This window comes from Streptomyces formicae (assembly GCF_002556545.1).
GTDB lineage: Bacteria > Actinomycetota > Actinomycetes > Streptomycetales > Streptomycetaceae > Streptomyces > Streptomyces formicae_A.
The window spans coordinates 2,446,797-2,464,910 of record NZ_CP022685.1 but is presented as its reverse complement, the minus strand read 5'-3'; the positions used below and the strand labels follow the sequence as shown (position 1 = coordinate 2,464,910).

Below are 18,114 nucleotides of genomic sequence, written 5' to 3'. Positions count from 1 at the left end.
GCACCCGTGGGGCCGGCGAATCTGGCGGCGTGCCCCGTTGCCGCGGGCCTGAAGTCGATTTATCGTCCCAGCACGATTCGCGAGCAAGATCACAATATGTGAAGGGGCCGCGGCCATGGTGGCGAAGAAGACCGCCGTACAGCAGTCGGCGTCCGGCAGATCCACAGGCGCGGCCGCGGCGACGGCCAAGGACGTGAGCGGAAAGAAGAGCGCGCACGGAGCCAATGGCGCGCACCCGACGGGTGGCGCGCACGGCACGCGTGCGACCGCGACGGCGAAGGCGTCCTCGGAGGAGGGGGCGGAGCCATCGGCGCCCAAGGCGGCGGCGAAGAAGAGCGTCGCCAAGAAGACCGTCGCCGAGAAGGCGGCCGCGAAGAAGGCGGCTGCGAAGAAGGCGGTGCCTGAGGAGGCCCCGGCGAAGAAGGCCGCTGCCAAGAAGGCAGGGGCCAAGAAGGCCGTTGCCAAGAAGACGGCCGAGAGCGAGGCGGTGGCTCCGGAGAGCGCGGTCGACGACACTCCTGAGAGCGCTGCCAAGAAGGCCGCCCCTGCGAAGAAGGGGGCTGCCAAGAAGACGGCCGCCAAGAAGAGCACCACGCACAAGAGCACGGCGAAGAAGAGCACGGCGAAGAAGACGGCCGCGTCCGTGGCCGAAGGTGCGGCTGAGGCCGCGGAGACGACGGGAGCCACGACGGTGGTTGCGAAGAAGACTCCGGGCACGGCGACCGCAGCGAAGAAGCCGACGGCGGTGCCCAAGGCGCGCGCCGCCGCCGTGGAGCCCGGCGAGCTGGCGGTGCGCCCCGGCGAGGACCCCTGGACCCCGGACGAGGTCGAGGAGGCCCGCGCCGAGCTCCAGAGCGAGGCGCTGCGGCTCGGCAGCGAGATCGCCTCGTCTGAGGAGTCCCTGGCCGGTCTGATGCGGGACTCCGGAGATGGGGCGGGCGACGACGACGCGGACACCGGCACGAAGAACATCACGCGCGAGCACGAGATGTCCCTCGCCGCCAACGCGCGCGAGATGCTCGAACAGACCGAGCGCGCCCTGGAGCGGCTCGACGCGGGGACGTACGGGCTCTGCGAGAACTGCGGCAACCCGATCGGCAAGGCGCGGATGCAGGCCTTCCCGCGCGCGACCCTGTGCGTGGAGTGCAAGCAGAAGGAGGAGCGGCGCTACTGAGTGCGGCCTGGGCGCTTGGGGCCGTACGCGTGTGCCGTACGCTCGTCCCCAGTCAGGTACCTAGGTTGAGGGACTCACGTGGCAGAGGCGGAGCGCATCATCGGTACGCCGGACATCCCTGAGGCGGCTGGGGCCGAGCCGGAGCGGTCCGTTCCCGGCTCGGACGCGGCCGCGGCGGCTGAGCCCGCCGCGGAGTCCGACGGCGCCAAGGACGCCACGGACGCCAAGGGGGCGTCCGAGGGGTCCGACGGGTCCGAGGGGGAGTCCAAAGGCGCGGCGGCGGGCACGTCCGGCGATGCGGCGGACGGTGCGGAGGCGGACGGGCCGAAGGACAAGGGAAAGCGGAAGATCGCCGTGCTGTTCGCGGTGGCCGTCTTCGCGTACGCCCTGGACCTGATCAGCAAGATGATCGTGGTCGCCAAGCTGGAACACCACGAGCCGATCGACGTGATCGGTGACTGGCTCCGGTTCAACGCGATCCGGAACGCGGGCGCCGCCTTCGGGTTCGGCGAGGCCTTCACGGTGATCTTCACCTGCATCGCCGCGGGCGTCATCGTGGTGATCGCCAGGCTCGCCCGCAAGCTCTACAGCCTGCCGTGGGCGATCGCGCTCGGCCTGTTGCTCGGCGGAGCCCTCGGCAACCTCACGGACCGCCTCTTCCGCTCGCCCGGCGTCTTCGAGGGCGCGGTGGTCGACTTCATCGCCCCCAAGGGCTTCGCGGTCTTCAACCTCGCCGACTCGGCGATCGTCTGCGGCGGCATCCTGATCGTGCTGCTGTCCTTCCGGGGTCTGGACCCCGACGGGACCGTCCACAAGGACTGAGGCTCCTGCCACAGGGGCTGTGGAGGCTCCCGGCGGGGGCCTGCCGTGCCGGGAGCGCGGGAGCCTGTGGTGCGGGAGTGTCGGTGGGCTCCTGCATACTCAATGGGTGAGCACGATTCCCGAGATCCGTACCCTGCCCGTCCCGGATGGCCTTGAGGGCGAGCGCGTCGACGCCGCCATCTCGCGCATGTTCGGGTTTTCCCGTACGAAGGCCGCCGAGCTCGCCGCGGCGGGGAAGGTCTCGGTCGACGGCTCGGTGGTCGGCAAGTCCGAGCGGGTGCACGGCGGCGCCTGGCTGGAAGTGGAGATGCCGCAGGCGCCCGCTCCGGTGCAGATCGTCGCGGAGCCCGTCGAGGGCATGGAGATCGTGCATGACGACGACGACATCGTCGTGATCGTCAAGCCGGTCGGCGTCGCCGCTCACCCGAGCCCGGGCTGGACGGGGACGACCGTGATCGGCGGCCTCGCGGCGGCCGGGTACCGGATCTCCACCTCCGGAGCCGCGGAGCGCCAGGGCATCGTGCACCGCCTCGACGTCGGTACGTCGGGGCTGATGGTGGTCGCCAAGTCCGAGCGCGCGTACACGTCACTGAAGCGCCAGTTCAAGGAGCGCACGGTCGACAAGCGCTACAACGCGCTGGTCCAGGGCCACCCCGACCCGATGAGCGGTACGATCGACGCTCCCATCGGCCGGCACCCGAACCACGACTACAAGTGGGCGGTCACGGCCGAGGGCAAGCCCTCCGTGACGCACTACGACCTCATCGAGGCCTTCCGCGCGGCCTCCCTGCTCGACATCAAGCTGGAGACGGGGCGCACGCACCAGATCCGCGTCCACATGTCGGCCCATCGACACCCTTGCGTCGGCGACCTGACGTACGGCGCCGACCCGACCCTCGCCAAGCGGCTCGGCCTCACCCGCCAGTGGCTGCACGCGGTCAGGCTCGGCTTCGAGCACCCGGGCGACGGCCAGTGGGTGGAGTACGAGAGCGGCTACCCGGACGACCTCCAGGTGGCGCTCGACCGGGTGCGAGCGGAAAGCTCGTGAGCGGCACGGCCGTTCGCGTCGCGGAGAGCCCGGAGGACCTGGAGTCCTGCTTCGCGGTCCGCAAGGAAGTCTTCGTGGCCGAGCAGCAGGTGCCCGAAGACCTCGAGTACGACGAGTACGACGCCAGGGCGGTGCACGTCCTTGCCGTCCGCGACGACGGCGTGCCGCTGGGCACGGGACGGCTGCTCACCGGTGCCGCGGCCGCCGCGAAGAACGGCGGCGACGCGGGCGTGGGCGCCCTCGGCCGACTCGCGGTGACGCGGGCCGCACGAGGGCTCGGCATCGGCGCGGCCCTGGTGCGGGCGATCGAGGACGCGGCACGCGCGCGTGGCTTGACGGCGGTGGACCTGCACGCGCAGACGCACGCCCTGGGCTTCTACGAGCGCCTCGGCTACGAGGTGTACGGGCCCGAGTTCCCGGATGCGGGCATTCCGCACCGCGCGATGCGCAAGTCCCTGGGCTAGCCGCGTGTACCGCTCCGACGTCCGTCGGAGCGGTCACGGAGTGCGTCAGGAAGGCAGCCCCCAGCGTGTCCACGCGCCCGCGGAGGGGACGTCGCGCGGTCCCTCCTGCGCCCTGCCACCACGCGGGGTGACCAGCGCGGTCGCGCCGCGCGGCAGGCGCACCGAGATCCTGCCCGGCGCCGTCTCACGCCAGGGCAGCAGACGGCCGCGGTGGTCGCGCACCGTGATCTCGCCCGTGATGCCGTGCTGCAGCGTCAGCGGGGCTCCGGCCTCGCTGTGGACCCGCACCCAGCGCGTCGCACCCCCCGAGCGGTCCGCGTCGACGAGGAAGGCGCCGGGCGTGCGCAGCGACGCGATGGAGGCGTCGGGCCAGCGCGAGGAGACCGAGGGGAAGACCTTCACCACCCCCTCGTGTCCCTGCACGGCCATGTCGAGCATCGACTGCGCGGCCGAGAGCGGGCTCTCCAGAGCGAAGTTCTTCCCTTCCCGGTACATGGTGTTGGCCGTCATCGCGCAGTCCGCGACGACGTTCAGGTCGGTGAAGAACGTCAGGTTGTCGAGGGCGTTCTCCGGCTCGTCCATGACGGAGTACATGGAGGACGCGGTCGCGTAGCTGTAGCCGTGCCAGAGCTGCTGCATCGAGACCCAGTGGGCCATGCTGCGCCGCATCACGTCACGGTCGGCGGGCCGGTCCCAGGTGCGCTCGCGGAGCGGGTAGAGCCACAGCAGGTGCGAGTGGTGGCGGTGCGAGTCGGCGAGCGGGACGCCCTTGCCGATCATCACGCCGTCCGCCGGGTCCTCGGCGTAGGGGGTGAGACGGGTGGCGATGTCCTGCCACACCCGCGCGCGTGGATGGTCGGTCTTGAGGATGCGGGCCACTTCGATGAGCGTGCGGGCGCCCCAGCGGATCAGCGACAGGTCGTAGGTGCAGTCGGCGGCGTTCGCGTACTCGGGGGAGCGGGTCTCCAGGAGGTGCAGCTTGCCGTCCGGGCCCTCGTGCAGGAAGTGCGCGTAGAAGTTGATCGCCCTGGTGAGGACGGGGAAGAGGACGTCGCGCAGGATCGTCCTGTCCAGGGAGTGCTGGTAGGCCTGCCAGACGTTGTGCATGGCCCAGGTCAGGTTGCCGAAGTTGTCGGAGACGTGGCCGCTGCCCGGCGCGCCCACGTCGTAGGTGTCGCCCGCGCGCAGCTGCCAGTCGGAGGGGTGGCCGAGCGCATAGCTCTCGCCGTCGCGGTACGGGGCGGGGACGGAGGTCGGCAGGTTCTTCTCGAAGCGCGCGAACGTGCTGGTGACCGAGTCGAGTTCGGGGTGGTTGGAGCCGTGGATGGGCGCCATGCCGATCTGGACGTTGAGGTTCCACCACACGGCGGTCCAGTTGTTGCCGACCTCGGGGAACCAGGGGCCCCACTCGGAGATCGTCGGGCCGCCGGAGCGGGTCGACGCGGCGAGCTTGTAGAGCTGGGCGAGGTAGAAGGACTGCAGCCGTTTGTCCGGTACGGACAGGAAACTGCGCCGGTAGTAGCGGTGCCACCAGCTCCGGTGCCGGGTCAGCAGCTCGTCGAGGTCGGACGAGAGTGTCCGCTCGACGGCGCGGCGGGCCTCGCGGGTCGTTTGCGACACATCGCCGGGGTGGCGGTAGACGAGGTGCGCGGCGAGCAGTCTGCCGGTGCCGTCGCGGCGTTCGCGCCACGCGGTGGTCCAGCCGCCGCCCGCGAGCAGGGGCTGCTGGACGTATCGAACAGATCCCTCGCCGATCTCGGGGTCCGGGTTCGGGGTGTACTCGGGGGGCTTCCCCGATGTGCGGGTGGTCGCGGCGGGCAACCATTGGAATGTCCAGGCGGAGTCCTCCTCTCCGGCGCTCGGCCTGGTCGATACGAGCAGCGCGCTGCTGTCGTTCTGCACGAGTGCCGTGAACGCCACACTGCCGGCGGTGGTGGTCACGGTGCCGCGCAGTTCGGCGTCGTACAGGTCCAGTGTCCAGTCGACGGAGGTGATGTTCCCGCGCAGAGTCAACGTGAAGTACCCGATGGGCAGCCGCGAATAGCCGATGCCGCCGCGCCACTGGCCGCGCTGGTCCTGCACCTGGGTGTGGCTCAGCATCAGCTTGAGGGTGTTCGCCGTCCTGCCCGCGTACAGCTGGGCGCCGAGCAGGCCGTTGGCGAGGAAGGGCCCTTCCTGCCAGCCGGTCGGCAGTCGCCGCCACACCATGGCGGCGGCCCGCACCGCCGCCTCGTACGGGTCGGCCCCGTCGTCAGCAGCCGTGTGCGCAGCGGAGGTTGGGGACGGGCCCGCCCAAGCGGTGGCGGAGGAGGCGGTCCACAGGGCGGTGCCCGCGGTGGCGGTCGCGGCGGTCGCGGCGGCGGTGGAGACGAAGCGTCTGCGGGAGAGGGGGCGGTGTTCGGGGCGGTTCATGCGGTGAGCTCCTTGCGGGAGAGGGCGACAGAGGGGCTCACGCCGAAGCCGAGGGCAGGGCCGGGGATGGCTCGGTGCGAGACGGGCATGCGGGCTCCAGACAGATATGTGTCGTGGGTTCTCGTCCCTGAATCCCTCCGCATCGTGCCCGTGGCGCGGCCCAACCGGAAGACCTCGGAGGCCACGTTCTTGCCTGATTCATCCGAGGACTGTTCATCCCCGTGAATGGCGAGGTCATCGCCGCGAGTGAGAGAGGAGGGGGCATTGGTCCGGTTCGCGGTGAATGCGTGGCAGGGTTGAGGTCTTGATCGTCCGAGTCTCGACCGCCGGAGGGCGCTTCCGTGGATCAACTGGCGCTGCTGCTCATCTTGTTGCTCGGTGCCGTGGTGACCGTGCCGCTGGGGGAACGGCTCGGGCTGCCCGCGCCCGTTCTGATGACCCTGGCCGGCATCGGCATGGCCCTGCTGCCGTTCGTGCCCAATGTCGAGATTCCGCCCGACTACATCCTTCCGCTGGTGCTTCCGCCGCTGCTCTACGCGTCCGTGCAGCGCACCTCCTGGAGACAGTTCGCGGCCAACAAACGCCCTATCTTTCTGCTCGCCGTGGCGCTGGTGTTCGTGACGACGGCGGCGGTCGCGGCGGTGGCCAGCTCGGTCGTCCCGGGGCTGCCGATCGCCGCGGCCGTCGCGCTCGGGGCGCTCGTCGCGCCGCCCGATCCGGTCGCGGCGACCGCCGTCGCGGGCTCGCTCGGGCTGCCCCGCAGGCTCGTGTCGATCCTGGAGGGCGAGGGGCTCTTCAACGACGTCACGGCGATCGTGCTCTACCACGTGGCGATCGCGGCGATGGTGAGCGGGACGTTCTCGTGGCCGTCCGCGGTGGGGCAGTTGGTGCTGTCCGCCGTGGTCGCCGTCATCGTCGGCCTCGTGCTCGGCTGGCTCACCAACAAGCTCATGGGGCTGCTCGGCGACGCCACCTTGCAGACCGGCCTCACGCTGCTCGTGCCCTTCGTCAGCTATGTGCTCGCAGAGGAGCTGCTCGGCTCCGGGGTGCTCGCGGTGCTCACCACCGCGCTGTACCTGGCCGAGCAGGCCGTCGACGCCGACGACGTGCTCGGGCGGATCACCGGGCAGACGTTCTGGCAGATCGTGGACACGCTGGTGACCGGAGCCGCGTTCGGGCTCATCGGCCTGGAGCTGCACAACGTCTTCGGGACGGCGGACGGCCGTGAGGCGGAGATGTTCGGCTGGGGCGCGGTGATCGTCGCGGTCGTCGTCGGCGTACGGCTGCTGTGGCTCCTGCCTGCCACCTGGCTCGCCAAGCGGCTGCACAAGCGCAGGGACTACGACGAGGACATTCCGACCACCTGGCGCGAGACCGTCGTCATGTGGTGGGCGGGGATGCGCGGGGTGGCGTCCGTCGCGCTGGCGCTCGCCATTCCGCTCAAGACGGACGACGGGGCGCCGTTCCCGGCCCGTGACGAGATCATCTTCATCGCGTTCTGCGTCATCATGGCGACCCTGGTCGCCCAGGGGCTCACGCTGCCCTGGCTGGTGCGGAAGCTCGGGGTGCGCGCCGACACCGACGCGGAGCGCGAGCTGGAGCGCGAGCTCGCGGTGCGGGCGGCCAAGGCCGCCAAGCGCCGCCTCAAGGAGATCGAGGAGGTCGAGGAGCTCCCCGAGGAGGTCGCCGAGCGGCTGCAGCGCGGGGCGTTCGACATCGGGGCCAGGATCAGCCCGGACGTGGTCGACGAGGAGCGGCGCGAGCGGTACGCCAAGCGCGTCGACCGGTTCAAGGCGGTCCAGCGGATCCAGCGCGAGATGATGTCGGCCGCCCGGCACGAGGTGCTCGCCGCGCGGAGCGAGCCAGGCGCGGACCCGGAGATCGTCGACCGGGTCCTGCACCACCTGGACGTACGCAGTCTGCGGTGAACCGGCCGGGCGGTCCCGGCCGGTCCACCGGTCGAGGCCGGTCCGCTAGCCCCGCCCTGTGCGCGGGATCTCGGGGGAGACGGGGTGCGGGCGGGTGCCGTTCGGGGTGGGTTCGGCCCAGGCCGTGTTGACCTTCGGCAGGGCGTAGGGATGCCGGTCGGTGAGCCAGCGCACCAGCTGCTCGCGGACCGTGACCCGCACCGTCCATATGTCGTCCGCGTCCTTGGCGGTGACCAGGGCGCGGACCTGGATCGTGTTCGGTGTGGTGTCGGTGACGGCGAGGCCCCAGTCCCTGCCGTCCCAGGCCCCGCAGTCGCGCAGGACGTCGTGGAGCTTCTCGCGCATCTGCACGATCGGCGCCGAGTGGTCCAGCTGGAAGAAGACGGTGCCGGTCATCTCGGAGCCGCCCCGCGACCAGTTCTCGAAGGGCTTCGACGTGAAGTACGACACCGGCATGGTGATCCGGCGCTCGTCCCACGTGCGTACGGTCAGGAAGGTCAGGGTGATCTCGTCGACCGTGCCCCACTCGCCGTCCACCACCACGGTGTCCCCGAGCCGCACCATGTCGCCGAAGGCGATCTGCAGCCCCGCGAAGAGATTGCCGAGGGTGGACTGGGCCGCGACACCGGCGACGATGCCGAGGACGCCCGCGGAGGCGAGCAGCGAGGTGCCCGCCGCCTGCATCGCGGGGAACGTCAGGAGCATCGCGCCGACCGCCACGACGCCGACGATCGCGGTGAGCACGCGCTGGATGAGCGTCACCTGCGTACGCACCCTGCGGACGCGGGCCGGATCGCGGTGGGCCGCGGCGTAGCGGGTGTACGAGGACTCGACGACGGCGGTCGCTATCCGCACCACCAGCCAGGCGGTGGAGCCGATCAGGACGAGGGACAGGACCCGGCCGATGGCGGCCGAGTGGTCCTCGATGATCTTCGTTTGGCGGTACGAGCCTCTCAACAGGGCCGTGCACAGGACGACTTGCAGGGGGACGCGGCAGCGGCGCAGCAGGCCCCACAGCGGGGTCTCGTGATGCCGTTCGTCGGTCCGGCGCAACAGCACGTCGGCCAGCCAGCCGACGACCACCGTGAGCACGACCGAGCCGCCGATCACGATCAACGGACGCAGTACGTTCTCCATGCCTCCGAGGGTAGGGGGCAGGGGCGGATGGCACGATGGCCCCATGAACATCATGCTTTTCCATTCGACGTACGGGCTGCGGCCCGCGGTGCACGCGGCGGCGGACCGCCTGCGCGCCGCAGGTCACGAGGTGTGGACCCCGGACCTCTTCGAAGGCCGCACTTTCGACGACGTCGAGGAAGGCATGGCCTTCAAGGACGAGCTCGGCAAGGACGAGCTCCTGAAGCGGGCCATCCTGGCCGCCGCGCCCTACTCCGAGCGCGGCCTGGTCTACGCGGGCTTCTCCCTGGGCGCCGCGACCGCGCAGACGCTCGCGCTCGGCGACGACAAGGCCCGCGGCCTGCTGCTCCTGCACGGCACGTCCGACATCGCGGAGAACGCGACGGTGGACGAGCTGCCGGTGCAGCTGCACGTGGCGGAGCCCGATCCGTTCGAGACGGACGACTGGCTCAGCGCCTGGTACCTGCAGATGCAGCGGGCCGGGGCCGACGTGGAGGTCTACCGCTACGCGGGCGCCGGGCACCTCTACACCGACCCGGACCTGGACGACTACGACGCCCAGGCCGCGGAGGCGACGTGGCGCACGGCGCTCGGCTTCCTGGAGACCCTCTGAGCGGTCAGGGGATCTGAGCGGACCTGAGCGGATCCGAGCGGATCAGCGCACGGGAGCGTCCGCCCGCTCGACCTTCTGCGTGCCGCTGAGCGTGCGGTACGAGCGGGCCCAGGACGAGGTCGCCTTCGGGTCCTTGCGGTCGGAGAGGGTGTAGTAGTCCATCTGCGAGCGCTCGGCGGTGACGTCGAGGACGCCGTAGCCGTGCGAGTCCATGTCCAGCCACTTCACATGGCGGTTGGCCGCCTTGATGGCGCCGACCGCGACCAGTGAGAGCGTGTGCGGGGCGACGTGCAGCAGGTCGTCCACGTTGTCGGAGGTCACCGACGTGACCACGAACTCCGTGGCGACCGAGCGCGACAGCGGGTAGGTGGCCGCCTTGGCGGGCACGTCGTTCGCCCAGGCCATGTGGATGTCGCCGGTCAGGAAGACCGTGTTGCGGATGTCGTTGTCGCGCAGGTGGCTGAGGAGTTCCTTGCGGTCGTCCGTGTAGCCGTCCCACTGGTCGGCGTTGATGGCCAGGCCCTCCTTGGGCAGGCCGAGCAGCTCCGCGAGGGGCTCGAGGAAGTGGGCGGGCAGCGAGCCGAAGGCCACCGGCGAGATCATCACCGAGGTGCCGACCAGCTTCCAGGCCGCGTCCGAGGCGGCGAGCCCCGACTTCAGCCAGTCGAGCTGGGCGCGGCCCGTGATCGTACGGTCCGGGTCGTCGACCTCGCCGCTGCCGAAGCCCGCCTGCTCGGAGCGGAACGACCGCAGGTCGAGCAGGTGCAGATCGGCCAGCTTGCCGTAACGGACGCGGCGGTAGACGGTGCCCTCGGTGGAGGGGCGCACCGGCATCCACTCGAAGTAGGCCTGCTTGGCCGCCGCCATGCGGTGGTCCCAGCCGCCCTCGGTGTCGCCCGAGTGGTTCTCCGCGCCGCCCGACCAGGCGTTGTCCGCGAACTCGTGGTCGTCCCATATCGCGATGACCGGGTGCGTGGCGTGCATCGCCTGCGCGTCCTGATCGGTCTTGTGGACGCCGTGCCGGGTCCGGTAGTCCGCGAGCGTGAGGATCTCGTGCTTCGGCTCGTGCTGGCGTACGACGTTCTCTGCGGAGGGGTACTCGCCGGTCTTGTACTCGTAGATGTAGTCCCCGATGTGCAGGACCGCGTCGAGTTCGGTGCGGGCCGCGAGATGGCGGTACGCGGAGAAGTATCCGGCCTCCCAGTTGGCGCACGACACCACGCCGAAGCGGACGCCGGGCGCGGCCGCGTCGTGCGCCGGGGTGGTGCGGGTGCGGCCCACGGGGGAGTGGACGTCCCCTACGGAGAAGCGGAAGTAATAGGTGGTCGCCTGGCGCAAGCCCCTTACGTCGGCCTTGACCGTGTGGTCCGACGCGGCCCGTGCCGTGGTGCTCCCTCGGCCGACGACCCGGGTGAATCCCTTGTCCTCGGATATCTCCCACCGCACCTCGGCCTCGGGCCCCTTGCCCGAGCCCGGCACGGCGTCAGGCGTGGGCGTCACACGGGTCCACAGCAGGACGCCGTCGGGCAGCGGGTCTCCCGAGGCGACTCCGTGGTGGAACGCGGGCCCTTCGGCGGCGTGCGCGGGCACGGCGGCGAGCGGGGCGAGCACGGCGGTGGCGGCCGCCGCCTTCACGACGCTACGGCGTCTGGGCGTCAGGGAGTTGGCAGGTGAGTCTGCGTTCAATCGACTGGTCACGGGCGATTACCTTACTGATCAGTAATCGCAAAGAGCGGGCGAACTCCACGAGTTCGCCCGCTCTTTTGCCACGCGCCTTCTCGGCGCGGGGTGTTGTGCGTCAGTTCAGCCGGTTACGTCCGGTTCAGCCCTTGAGGGCCTTGTCGATCGCGGTCTTGTAGTCCTCGACCGTGCTGGGCGCGTTCTTCGAGCCGGGTCCGGTCAGCTGCTTGCCGTCCATGACGAAGGAGGGCGTGCCCTGGACGCCGTCCTTGTTGTCGTCGAACTTCTGCGACATCTCCAGGGCCCACCGGTCGAAGGTGCCGTTCTTGACGTCCTTCTCGAACGTCTTGCTCTTCTTGAGCGCGGGCACCTCGTCGGCGATCTTCAGGAGCACCGCGTCGTCCTTGAACTTGTCGTCCTGCTCCGAGGGGTGGTTCTCCTTGGAGAAGAGCGCCTTCTTGTACTCGAGGAAGGCGTCGTCGCTGACGTTCAGGGCCGCGCCGAGCGCGCTGAGCGCGTTGCGGGAGCCCTCGCCGGGCAGGTTGCGGTCCAGGAAGGTCGCGCCGATGAACTGGATCTTGTACTTGCCGTCCTCGACGTCCTTCTCCAGGGTCGGGCCGACCGTCTGCTCGAAGGCCGCGCAGACCGGGCAGCGCGGGTCCTCGTAGACCTTGAGGGTCTTCTTCGCGGACTCCTTGCCGATGACGACGGTCGTGCCGTTGTCGCCCGCGGTGTTCGCGGGCTTGACCAGCTTGGCGTCCTTCGCCTCTTCCCAGTAGCCCGGCTTGTTGGACTGCATGACGGCGTAGCCGACGCCGCCGGCTATCGCCAGGACGCCGACGATCGAGACGCCGACGATGATGCCGCGCTTGCGCTTCTCCCGCCTGCGCTCGGCTTCCTGCTGGGCGCGGATCCGCTCACGGGCGGCGGACTTGGCGGCCTGGCTGTTGCGCTTGCTCATGATCTTTTTCTCCGAGTGGGTGTACTGCGTGGGGGCTGTGCTCAGGCGAAGACGGCCGAGCACGGCGGTCCACGCCGCCCCACGAAGTGCACGAGAAGGCGCGTCCGTACGGCCCGCACCCGGCGCTCGGGGCGTGGCAGGCGGCGTACGGGAGCGGGAGGCGAGGCCACCGAGGCGACCGCGATGAGCAGCGGCCGGAACGTGGCGGCGGCGACCGCGCGCAGCAGCTGGCCGAGCGCCCGCTCGCCGCGCCGCAACCAGGCCGCCGCGAGAAGGCCCACGCCGACGTGCGCGCCGAGGAGCAGCCAGGCGGCACCGGGGTCGGCGTCGGAGAGCAGCGCGGCGGCGGTGTCGTGCCCCTCCGCGGTCATCCGGGCCAGCGGGGTGCCGAGCGGAGTGCCGCCGCACAGTACGTCGAAGCCGACGGAGCGCAGCGGGCCCGCGACCGGGCCGCCCGCCTCGCCGTAACAGACGTGCTGGCCCGCGGTGAAGACCGTGTCGGCGGCCAGCTCCAGCGGGATCAGCAGGGCGGCGATGCGCCCGTAGCCGCGCTCGCGCCCCGCCATCGCGTACGCGATGGCGAAGACGGCGGCGGCGATCGCCGCGACGGTGGTCAGCGGCAGGGGGACCTGGGACAGCAGCACGTGCGACGCGGCGGAGAGCGTCACGACGAGCGCCGTGAACAGCGCCGCGCGCACGGCTCTGAGCTGGGTCCCTGATATGTCCATCGCCCAGGAGTGTGCCATGTGTTCCTGTAGGAGGTCCCTAAAGGGTGCCTATGAGTTCCACAAGGGCCCGCGAACGCTTCAGAGACCCGGAATCCGACCGTTGCGGAACAGGTCGACGAAGATCTGGTGGTCGCTGCGCGCGCGTGCCCCGTAGGTGTGCGCGAAGTCCACGAGCAGGTCCGCGAAGCCGCCCTCGTCGGCCGCGATCGCGGCGTCGATGGCCCGCTCCGTGGAGAACGGCACCAGGTCCGAGTGCCCGCTCTCGTCGTCCGCCGCCGCGTGCATCGTGGCGGTGGCGCGGCCCAGGTCGGCGACCACCTGGGAGATCTCGTCCAGGTCGTCGATGTCCGACCAGTCCAGGTCCACCGCGTACGGCGAGACCTCGGCGACGAGCTGGCCCGCGCCGTCCAGCTCGGTCCAGCCGAGCCACGGGTCGGCGTGCGCCTGGAGGGCGCGCTGCGAGATGACCGTGCGGTGCCCCTCGTGCTGAAAGTAGCCGCGCACGGCCGGGTCCGTGATGTGCCGCGAGACCGCCGGGGTCTGGGCCTGCTTGAGATAGATCACGACGTCGTTCTCCAGGGCGTCGCTGTTGCCCTCGAGGAGGATGTTGTACGAGGGCAGGCCCGCGGAGCCGATGCCGATGCCGCGGCGGCCGACGACGTCCTTCACGCGGTAGGAGTCGGGGCGGGTCAGCGAGGACTCGGGCAGCGTCTCCAGATAGCCGTCGAACGCGGCGAGCACCTTGTAGCGCGTGGCCGCGTCCAGCTCGATGGAGCCGCCGCCCGCCGCGAAGCGCCGCTCGAAGTCGCGGATCTCCGTCATCGAGTCGAGCAGCGAGAAGCGCGTCAGGGAGCGGGCGTCGCGCAGCGCGTCCAGGAGGGGGCCCTGGGCGGTGTCCAGGGTGAAGGGCGGCACCTCGTCGCTCTTGGCGCCCGTCGCCAGGTCGTGGACGCGCTCGCGGTAGGCCGCCGCGTAGACCCGGACCAGGTCGGCGATCTGCTCGTCGCTGAGCGCCTTCGAGTAGCCGATCAGGGCCATGGAGGCGGCGAAGCGCTTCAGGTCCCAGGTGAAGGGGCCGACGTACGCCTCGTCGAAGTCGTTCACGTTGAAGATCAGGCGGCCCTGGGCGTCCATGTACGTGCCGAAGTTCTCCGCGTGCAGGTCGCCGTGGATCCACACGCGGCCCGTGCGGTCGTCCAGGTAGGGCCCGCCGTGCTGCTCGCGCTCCAGGTCGGCGTAGAAGAGGCAGGCCGTGCCCCGGTAGAACGCGAAGGCGGAGGAGGCCATCTTCCGGAACTTCACCCGGAACGCGGCGGGGTCCGCGGCCAGCAGCTCGCCGAACGCGGTGCCGAAGACGGCGAGGATCTGCTCGCCGCGCTGTTCGGCAGTGGGCTGCGGGACGGACATCGCTGGGTGCCTCCTGGTACAGGGTGGTGCGTGGCTTGGGGGACTGGTGTCTCGACCGGTCCAACGCACGACGGTACCCCCGAGTGCCCGGCGACTGTCAGTGCTCCGGATTAGACTTCCACGCTGTCCCCCCAGACTGTCCGCAGCCTGTCGCCCAGCGTTCTCCGGAGGCCTTCCGCCGTGACCAAGCCGCCCTTCACGCACCTGCACGTGCACACGCAGTACTCCCTGCTCGACGGTGCCGCGCGGCTCAAGGACATGTTCGACGCGGCCAACGAGATGGGCATGACGCACATCGCGATGTCCGACCACGGCAACCTGCACGGTGCGTACGACTTCTTCCACTCGGCGCAGAAGGCGGGCGTGACGCCGATCATCGGGATCGAGGCGTACGTCGCCCCGGAGTCGCGTAGGAACAAGCGGAAGATCCAGTGGGGCCAGCCGCACCAGAAGCGCGACGACGTGTCGGGTTCGGGTGGTTATACGCACAAAACGATCTGGGCGGCGAACCAGACGGGGCTGCACAACCTGTTCAAGCTGTCCTCGGACGCGTACGCGGAGGGCTGGCTGCAGAAGTGGCCGCGCATGGACAAGGAGACCATCTCGCAGTGGTCGGAGGGCCTGATCGCCTCCACCGGCTGCCCTTCCGGTGAGCTCCAGACCCGACTGCGCCTCGGCCAGTTCGACGAGGCGGTGAAAGCGGCCGCCGAATACCAGGACATCTTCGGCAAGGACCGGTATTTCCTGGAGTTGATGGACCACGGCATCGACATCGAGCGCCGGGTCCGTGACGACCTGCTGAGGGTCGGCAAGAAACTCGGCATTCCGCCGCTGGTGACGAATGACTCGCACTACACGTATGCGCACGAGTCGGTGGCGCACGATGCTCTGCTGTGCATCCAGACGGGTAAGAACCTTTCCGACCCGGATCGTTTCCGGTTCGACGGGACGGGTTATTACCTGAAGTCGACGGACGAGATGTACGCGATCGACTCCTCGGACGCGTGGCAGGAAGGCTGCCGGAACACGCTGTTGGTGGCCGAGCAGATCGACACGACCGGCATGTTCGAGAAGCGCGACCTCATGCCGAAGTTCGAGATCCCGGAGGGCTTCACCGAAGTCACCTGGTTCCAGGAAGAGGTCCGGGTCGGCATGGAGCGCCGCTACCCGGGCGGTGTCCCCGAGGACCGGCAGAAGCAGGCCGAGTACGAGATGGACATCATCATCCAGATGGGGTTCCCCGGGTACTTCCTCGTGGTCGCCGACTTCATCATGTGGGCCAAGAACAACGGCATCGCGGTCGGCCCGGGACGAGGCTCCGCGGCCGGTTCGATCGTCGCGTACGCCATGGGCATCACCGACCTCGACCCGATCACGCACGGACTGATCTTCGAGCGGTTCCTCAACCCCGAGCGCGTCTCCATGCCCGATGTCGACATCGACTTCGACGAGCGTAGGCGCGTCGAAGTGATCAGGTATGTGACGGAGAAGTACGGGGCCGACAAGGTCGCCATGATCGGCACGTACGGAAAGATCAAGGCGAAGAACGCCATCAAGGACTCCGCGCGCGTGCTCGGATATCCGTACGCGATGGGCGACCGCCTCACCAAGGCGATGCCCGCCGACGTCCTCGGCAAGGGCATCGACCTCTCCGGCATCACCGACCCCAAGCACCCGCGCTACAGCGAGGCGGGCGAGATCCGGGGGATGTACGAGAACGAGCCGGACGTGAAGAAGGTCATCGACACCGCGAAGGGTGTGGAGGGCCTGGTCCGGCAGATGGGTGTGCACGCGGCCGGCGTGATCATGTCCAGCGAGCCGATCGTCGACCACGCGCCGCTGTGGACGCGGCACACCGACGGCGTCACCATCACGCAGTGGGACTACCCCCAGTGCGAGTCGCTCGGCCTGCTCAAGATGGACTTCCTGGGCCTGCGCAACCTGACCATCATGGACGACGCCGTCAAGATGGTGCGGGCCAACAAGGGCATCGACCTGGAGATGCTCTCCCTCGAACTGGACGACCCGAAGACCTTCGAACTGCTCTGCCGCGGTGACACGCTCGGTGTCTTCCAGTTCGACGGCGGTCCGATGCGCTCGCTGCTCCGCCAGATGCAGCCTGACAACTTCGAGGACATTTCCGCCGTCTCGGCCCTGTACCGGCCGGGCCCGATGGGCATGAACTCGCACACGAACTACGCCGAGCGCAAGAACGGCCGCCAGGAGATCACGCCGATCCACCCGGAGCTCGAAGAGCCCCTGAAGGAGACGCTGGGCCTCACCTACGGCCTCATCGTGTACCAGGAGCAGGTGCAGAAGGCCGCGCAGATCATCGCGGGCTACTCGCTCGGCGAAGCCGACATCCTGCGCCGCGTGATGGGCAAGAAGAAGCCCGAGGAGCTGGCGAAGAACTTCGTCCTCTTCCAGGAGGGCGCGAAGAAGAACGGCTACTCGGACGCGGCGATCCAGGCCCTGTGGGACGTCCTGGTGCCCTTCGCCGGATACGCGTTCAACAAGGCGCACTCCTCCGCGTACGGCCTGGTCACCTACTGGACCGCGTACCTGAAGGCGAACTACCCCGCCGAGTACATGGCCGCGCTGCTCACCTCGGTGAAGGACGACAAGGACAAGTCGGCCGTCTACCTCAACGAGTGCCGCCGCATGGGCATCAAGGTGCTCCCGCCGAACGTGAACGAGTCGGTGCACAACTTCGCCGCCCAGGGCGACGACGTGATCCTCTTCGGCCTGGAGGCCGTGCGCAACGTCGGGACGAACGTGGTCGAGTCGATCATCCGGTCGCGCAAGGCGAAGGGGAAGTTCACCTCCTTCCCCGACTACCTCGACAAGGTCGAGGCGACCGCCTGCAACAAGCGCACTACGGAGTCGCTGATCAAGGCGGGCGCGTTCGACACGATGGGGCACACCCGCAAGGGCCTGACCGCGCAGTACGAGCCGATGATCGACAACGTGGTCGCGGTCAAGCGCAAGGAGGCCGAGGGGCAGTTCGACCTCTTCGGAGGGATGGGGGAGGAGTCCGGGGGCGACGAGCCGGGCTTCGGGCTCGACGTGGAGTTCTCCGAGGACGAGTGGGAGAAGACGTATCTGCTCGCCCAGGAGCGGGAGATGCTCGGTCTCTACGTCTCCGACCACCCGCTCTTCGGTCTGGAGCACGTCCTGTCGGACAAGGCCGACGCGGGCATCGGGCAGCTGACCGGCGGTGACTTCTCCGACGGCTCGGTGGTCACCATCGGCGGCATCATCTCGGGCCTCCAGCGCAAGATGACCAAGCAGGGCAACGCCTGGGCCATCGCGACCGTGGAGGACCTCGCGGGCTCCATCGAGTGCATGTTCTTCCCCGCCACCTACCAGCTGGTGTCGACCCAACTGGTCGAGGACGCCGTGGTGTTCGTCAAGGGGCGCCTGGACAAGCGCGAGGACGTGCCGCGCCTCGTCGCGATGGAGATGCAGGTCCCCGACCTGTCGAACGCGGGCACGAACGCCCCCGTGATCATCACCATTCCGACGGTCAAGGTGAGCCCGCCGATGATCACCCGCCTCGGCGAGGTCCTCAGCCACCACCGGGGCAACAGCGAGGTGCGGATCAAGCTCCAGGGGGCGCAGAAGACCACCGTGCTGCGGCTCGACCGGCACCGGGTCAAGCCGGACCCGGCGCTCTTCGGCGATCTGAAGGTGCTGCTCGGCGCGTCCTGCCTGGCGGGCTGATCGGGTACCGACTGACG

13 protein-coding genes are annotated in these 18,114 nt (G+C 69.6%); 7 read left to right on the top strand and 6 right to left on the bottom strand.

Translation table 11 applies throughout. The features are described from left to right. Positions 1-115 precede the first annotated feature (115 nt). The 4 genes from KY5_RS10345 to KY5_RS10330 all read left to right on the top strand — a co-directional run bounded on the left by KY5_RS10345 (position 116) and on the right by KY5_RS10330 (position 3,508). On the top strand, positions 116-1,174 hold the full coding sequence (locus KY5_RS10345; protein ID WP_098241953.1) for a TraR/DksA family transcriptional regulator: 1,059 nt from the start codon (positions 116-118) through the stop codon (positions 1,172-1,174). 78 nt (positions 1,175-1,252) lie between these two features. After that, positions 1,253-1,996, top strand: a complete 744-nt coding sequence (gene lspA, locus KY5_RS10340) for a signal peptidase II (RefSeq protein WP_098241952.1) — start codon at positions 1,253-1,255, stop codon at positions 1,994-1,996. Positions 1,997-2,102: 106 nt separating this feature from the next. Beyond that, complete coding sequence (locus tag KY5_RS10335; RefSeq protein ID WP_098241951.1) at positions 2,103-3,044, top strand: RluA family pseudouridine synthase; 942 nt, start codon at positions 2,103-2,105, stop codon at positions 3,042-3,044. Further along, positions 3,041-3,508 carry a GNAT family N-acetyltransferase gene (locus KY5_RS10330; RefSeq protein WP_098241950.1) on the top strand — a complete coding sequence of 156 codons (468 nt, stop codon included), beginning with the start codon at positions 3,041-3,043 and terminating at the stop codon, positions 3,506-3,508. Before KY5_RS10335 ends, KY5_RS10330 begins: the two co-directional genes overlap by 4 nt. A 45-nt stretch (positions 3,509-3,553) precedes the next feature. On the opposite strand, the gene KY5_RS10325 is transcribed toward KY5_RS10330, so the two are convergent. After that, positions 3,554-5,920: a glycosyl hydrolase family 95 catalytic domain-containing protein gene (locus KY5_RS10325; RefSeq protein WP_234362684.1), complete on the bottom strand. Its 2,367-nt coding sequence runs from the start codon at positions 5,918-5,920 to the stop codon at positions 3,554-3,556. Between the two features lie 341 nt (positions 5,921-6,261). Here KY5_RS10325 and KY5_RS10320 point away from each other — a divergent pair, with 341 nt between their 5' ends. Further along, entirely contained in the window at positions 6,262-7,848 is a 1,587-nt protein-coding gene (locus tag KY5_RS10320) for a Na+/H+ antiporter (RefSeq protein ID WP_098241949.1), read from the top strand. Positions 7,849-7,893: 45 nt separating this feature from the next. Here the strand turns inward: KY5_RS10320 and KY5_RS10315 are convergent, their stop codons facing one another. Then, on the bottom strand, positions 7,894-8,985 hold the full coding sequence (locus tag KY5_RS10315; RefSeq protein WP_098241948.1) for a mechanosensitive ion channel family protein: 1,092 nt from the start codon (positions 8,983-8,985) through the stop codon (positions 7,894-7,896). A 43-nt stretch (positions 8,986-9,028) separates the two neighbouring features. Here KY5_RS10315 and KY5_RS10310 point away from each other — a divergent pair, with 43 nt between their 5' ends. Beyond that, positions 9,029-9,598, top strand: coding sequence for a dienelactone hydrolase family protein (locus tag KY5_RS10310; RefSeq protein ID WP_098241947.1), 570 nt, complete (start codon positions 9,029-9,031; stop codon positions 9,596-9,598). Positions 9,599-9,640: 42 nt separating this feature from the next. On the opposite strand, the gene KY5_RS10305 is transcribed toward KY5_RS10310, so the two are convergent. The 4 genes from KY5_RS10305 to KY5_RS10290 form a co-directional block, all read right to left on the bottom strand. Continuing rightward, entirely contained in the window at positions 9,641-11,296 is a 1,656-nt protein-coding gene (locus tag KY5_RS10305) for an alkaline phosphatase D family protein (RefSeq protein WP_098241946.1), read from the bottom strand. A 124-nt stretch (positions 11,297-11,420) separates the two neighbouring features. Further along, on the bottom strand, positions 11,421-12,239 hold the full coding sequence (locus KY5_RS10300) for a DsbA family protein (RefSeq protein WP_098241945.1): 819 nt from the start codon (positions 12,237-12,239) through the stop codon (positions 11,421-11,423). A gap of 41 nt (positions 12,240-12,280) precedes the next feature. Further along, the gene (locus KY5_RS10295) at positions 12,281-12,967 is read right to left on the bottom strand and encodes a hypothetical protein (protein WP_098247160.1); all 687 of its coding nucleotides are present in this window, start codon (positions 12,965-12,967) and stop codon (positions 12,281-12,283) included. A gap of 78 nt (positions 12,968-13,045) precedes the next feature. Continuing rightward, a complete protein-coding gene (locus tag KY5_RS10290) occupies positions 13,046-14,374 on the bottom strand; it encodes a DUF2252 domain-containing protein (protein WP_098241944.1) in 1,329 nt (442 codons plus the stop codon). A 180-nt stretch (positions 14,375-14,554) separates the two neighbouring features. Here KY5_RS10290 and dnaE point away from each other — a divergent pair, with 180 nt between their 5' ends. Continuing rightward, on the top strand, positions 14,555-18,097 hold the full coding sequence (gene dnaE / locus KY5_RS10285; protein WP_098241943.1) for a DNA polymerase III subunit alpha: 3,543 nt from the start codon (positions 14,555-14,557) through the stop codon (positions 18,095-18,097). The last annotated feature ends 17 nt before the right edge of the window (positions 18,098-18,114 follow it).

Bases quoted from the DNA above. Each gene is read 5' to 3' on its own strand.
- KY5_RS10345 (WP_098241953.1), top strand. From the start codon at position 116: ATGGTGGCGAAGAAGACCGCCGTACAGCAGTCGGCGTCCGGCAGATCC.
- KY5_RS10325 (WP_234362684.1), bottom strand. From the start codon at position 5,920: ATGAACCGCCCCGAACACCGCCCCCTCTCCCGCAGACGCTTCGTCTCC.
- KY5_RS10315 (WP_098241948.1), bottom strand. From the start codon at position 8,985: ATGGAGAACGTACTGCGTCCGTTGATCGTGATCGGCGGCTCGGTCGTG.
- KY5_RS10310 (WP_098241947.1), top strand. From the start codon at position 9,029: ATGAACATCATGCTTTTCCATTCGACGTACGGGCTGCGGCCCGCGGTG.
- KY5_RS10300 (WP_098241945.1), bottom strand. From the start codon at position 12,239: ATGAGCAAGCGCAACAGCCAGGCCGCCAAGTCCGCCGCCCGTGAGCGG.
- KY5_RS10295 (WP_098247160.1), bottom strand. From the start codon at position 12,967: ATGGACATATCAGGGACCCAGCTCAGAGCCGTGCGCGCGGCGCTGTTC.
- KY5_RS10290 (WP_098241944.1), bottom strand. From the start codon at position 14,374: ATGTCCGTCCCGCAGCCCACTGCCGAACAGCGCGGCGAGCAGATCCTC.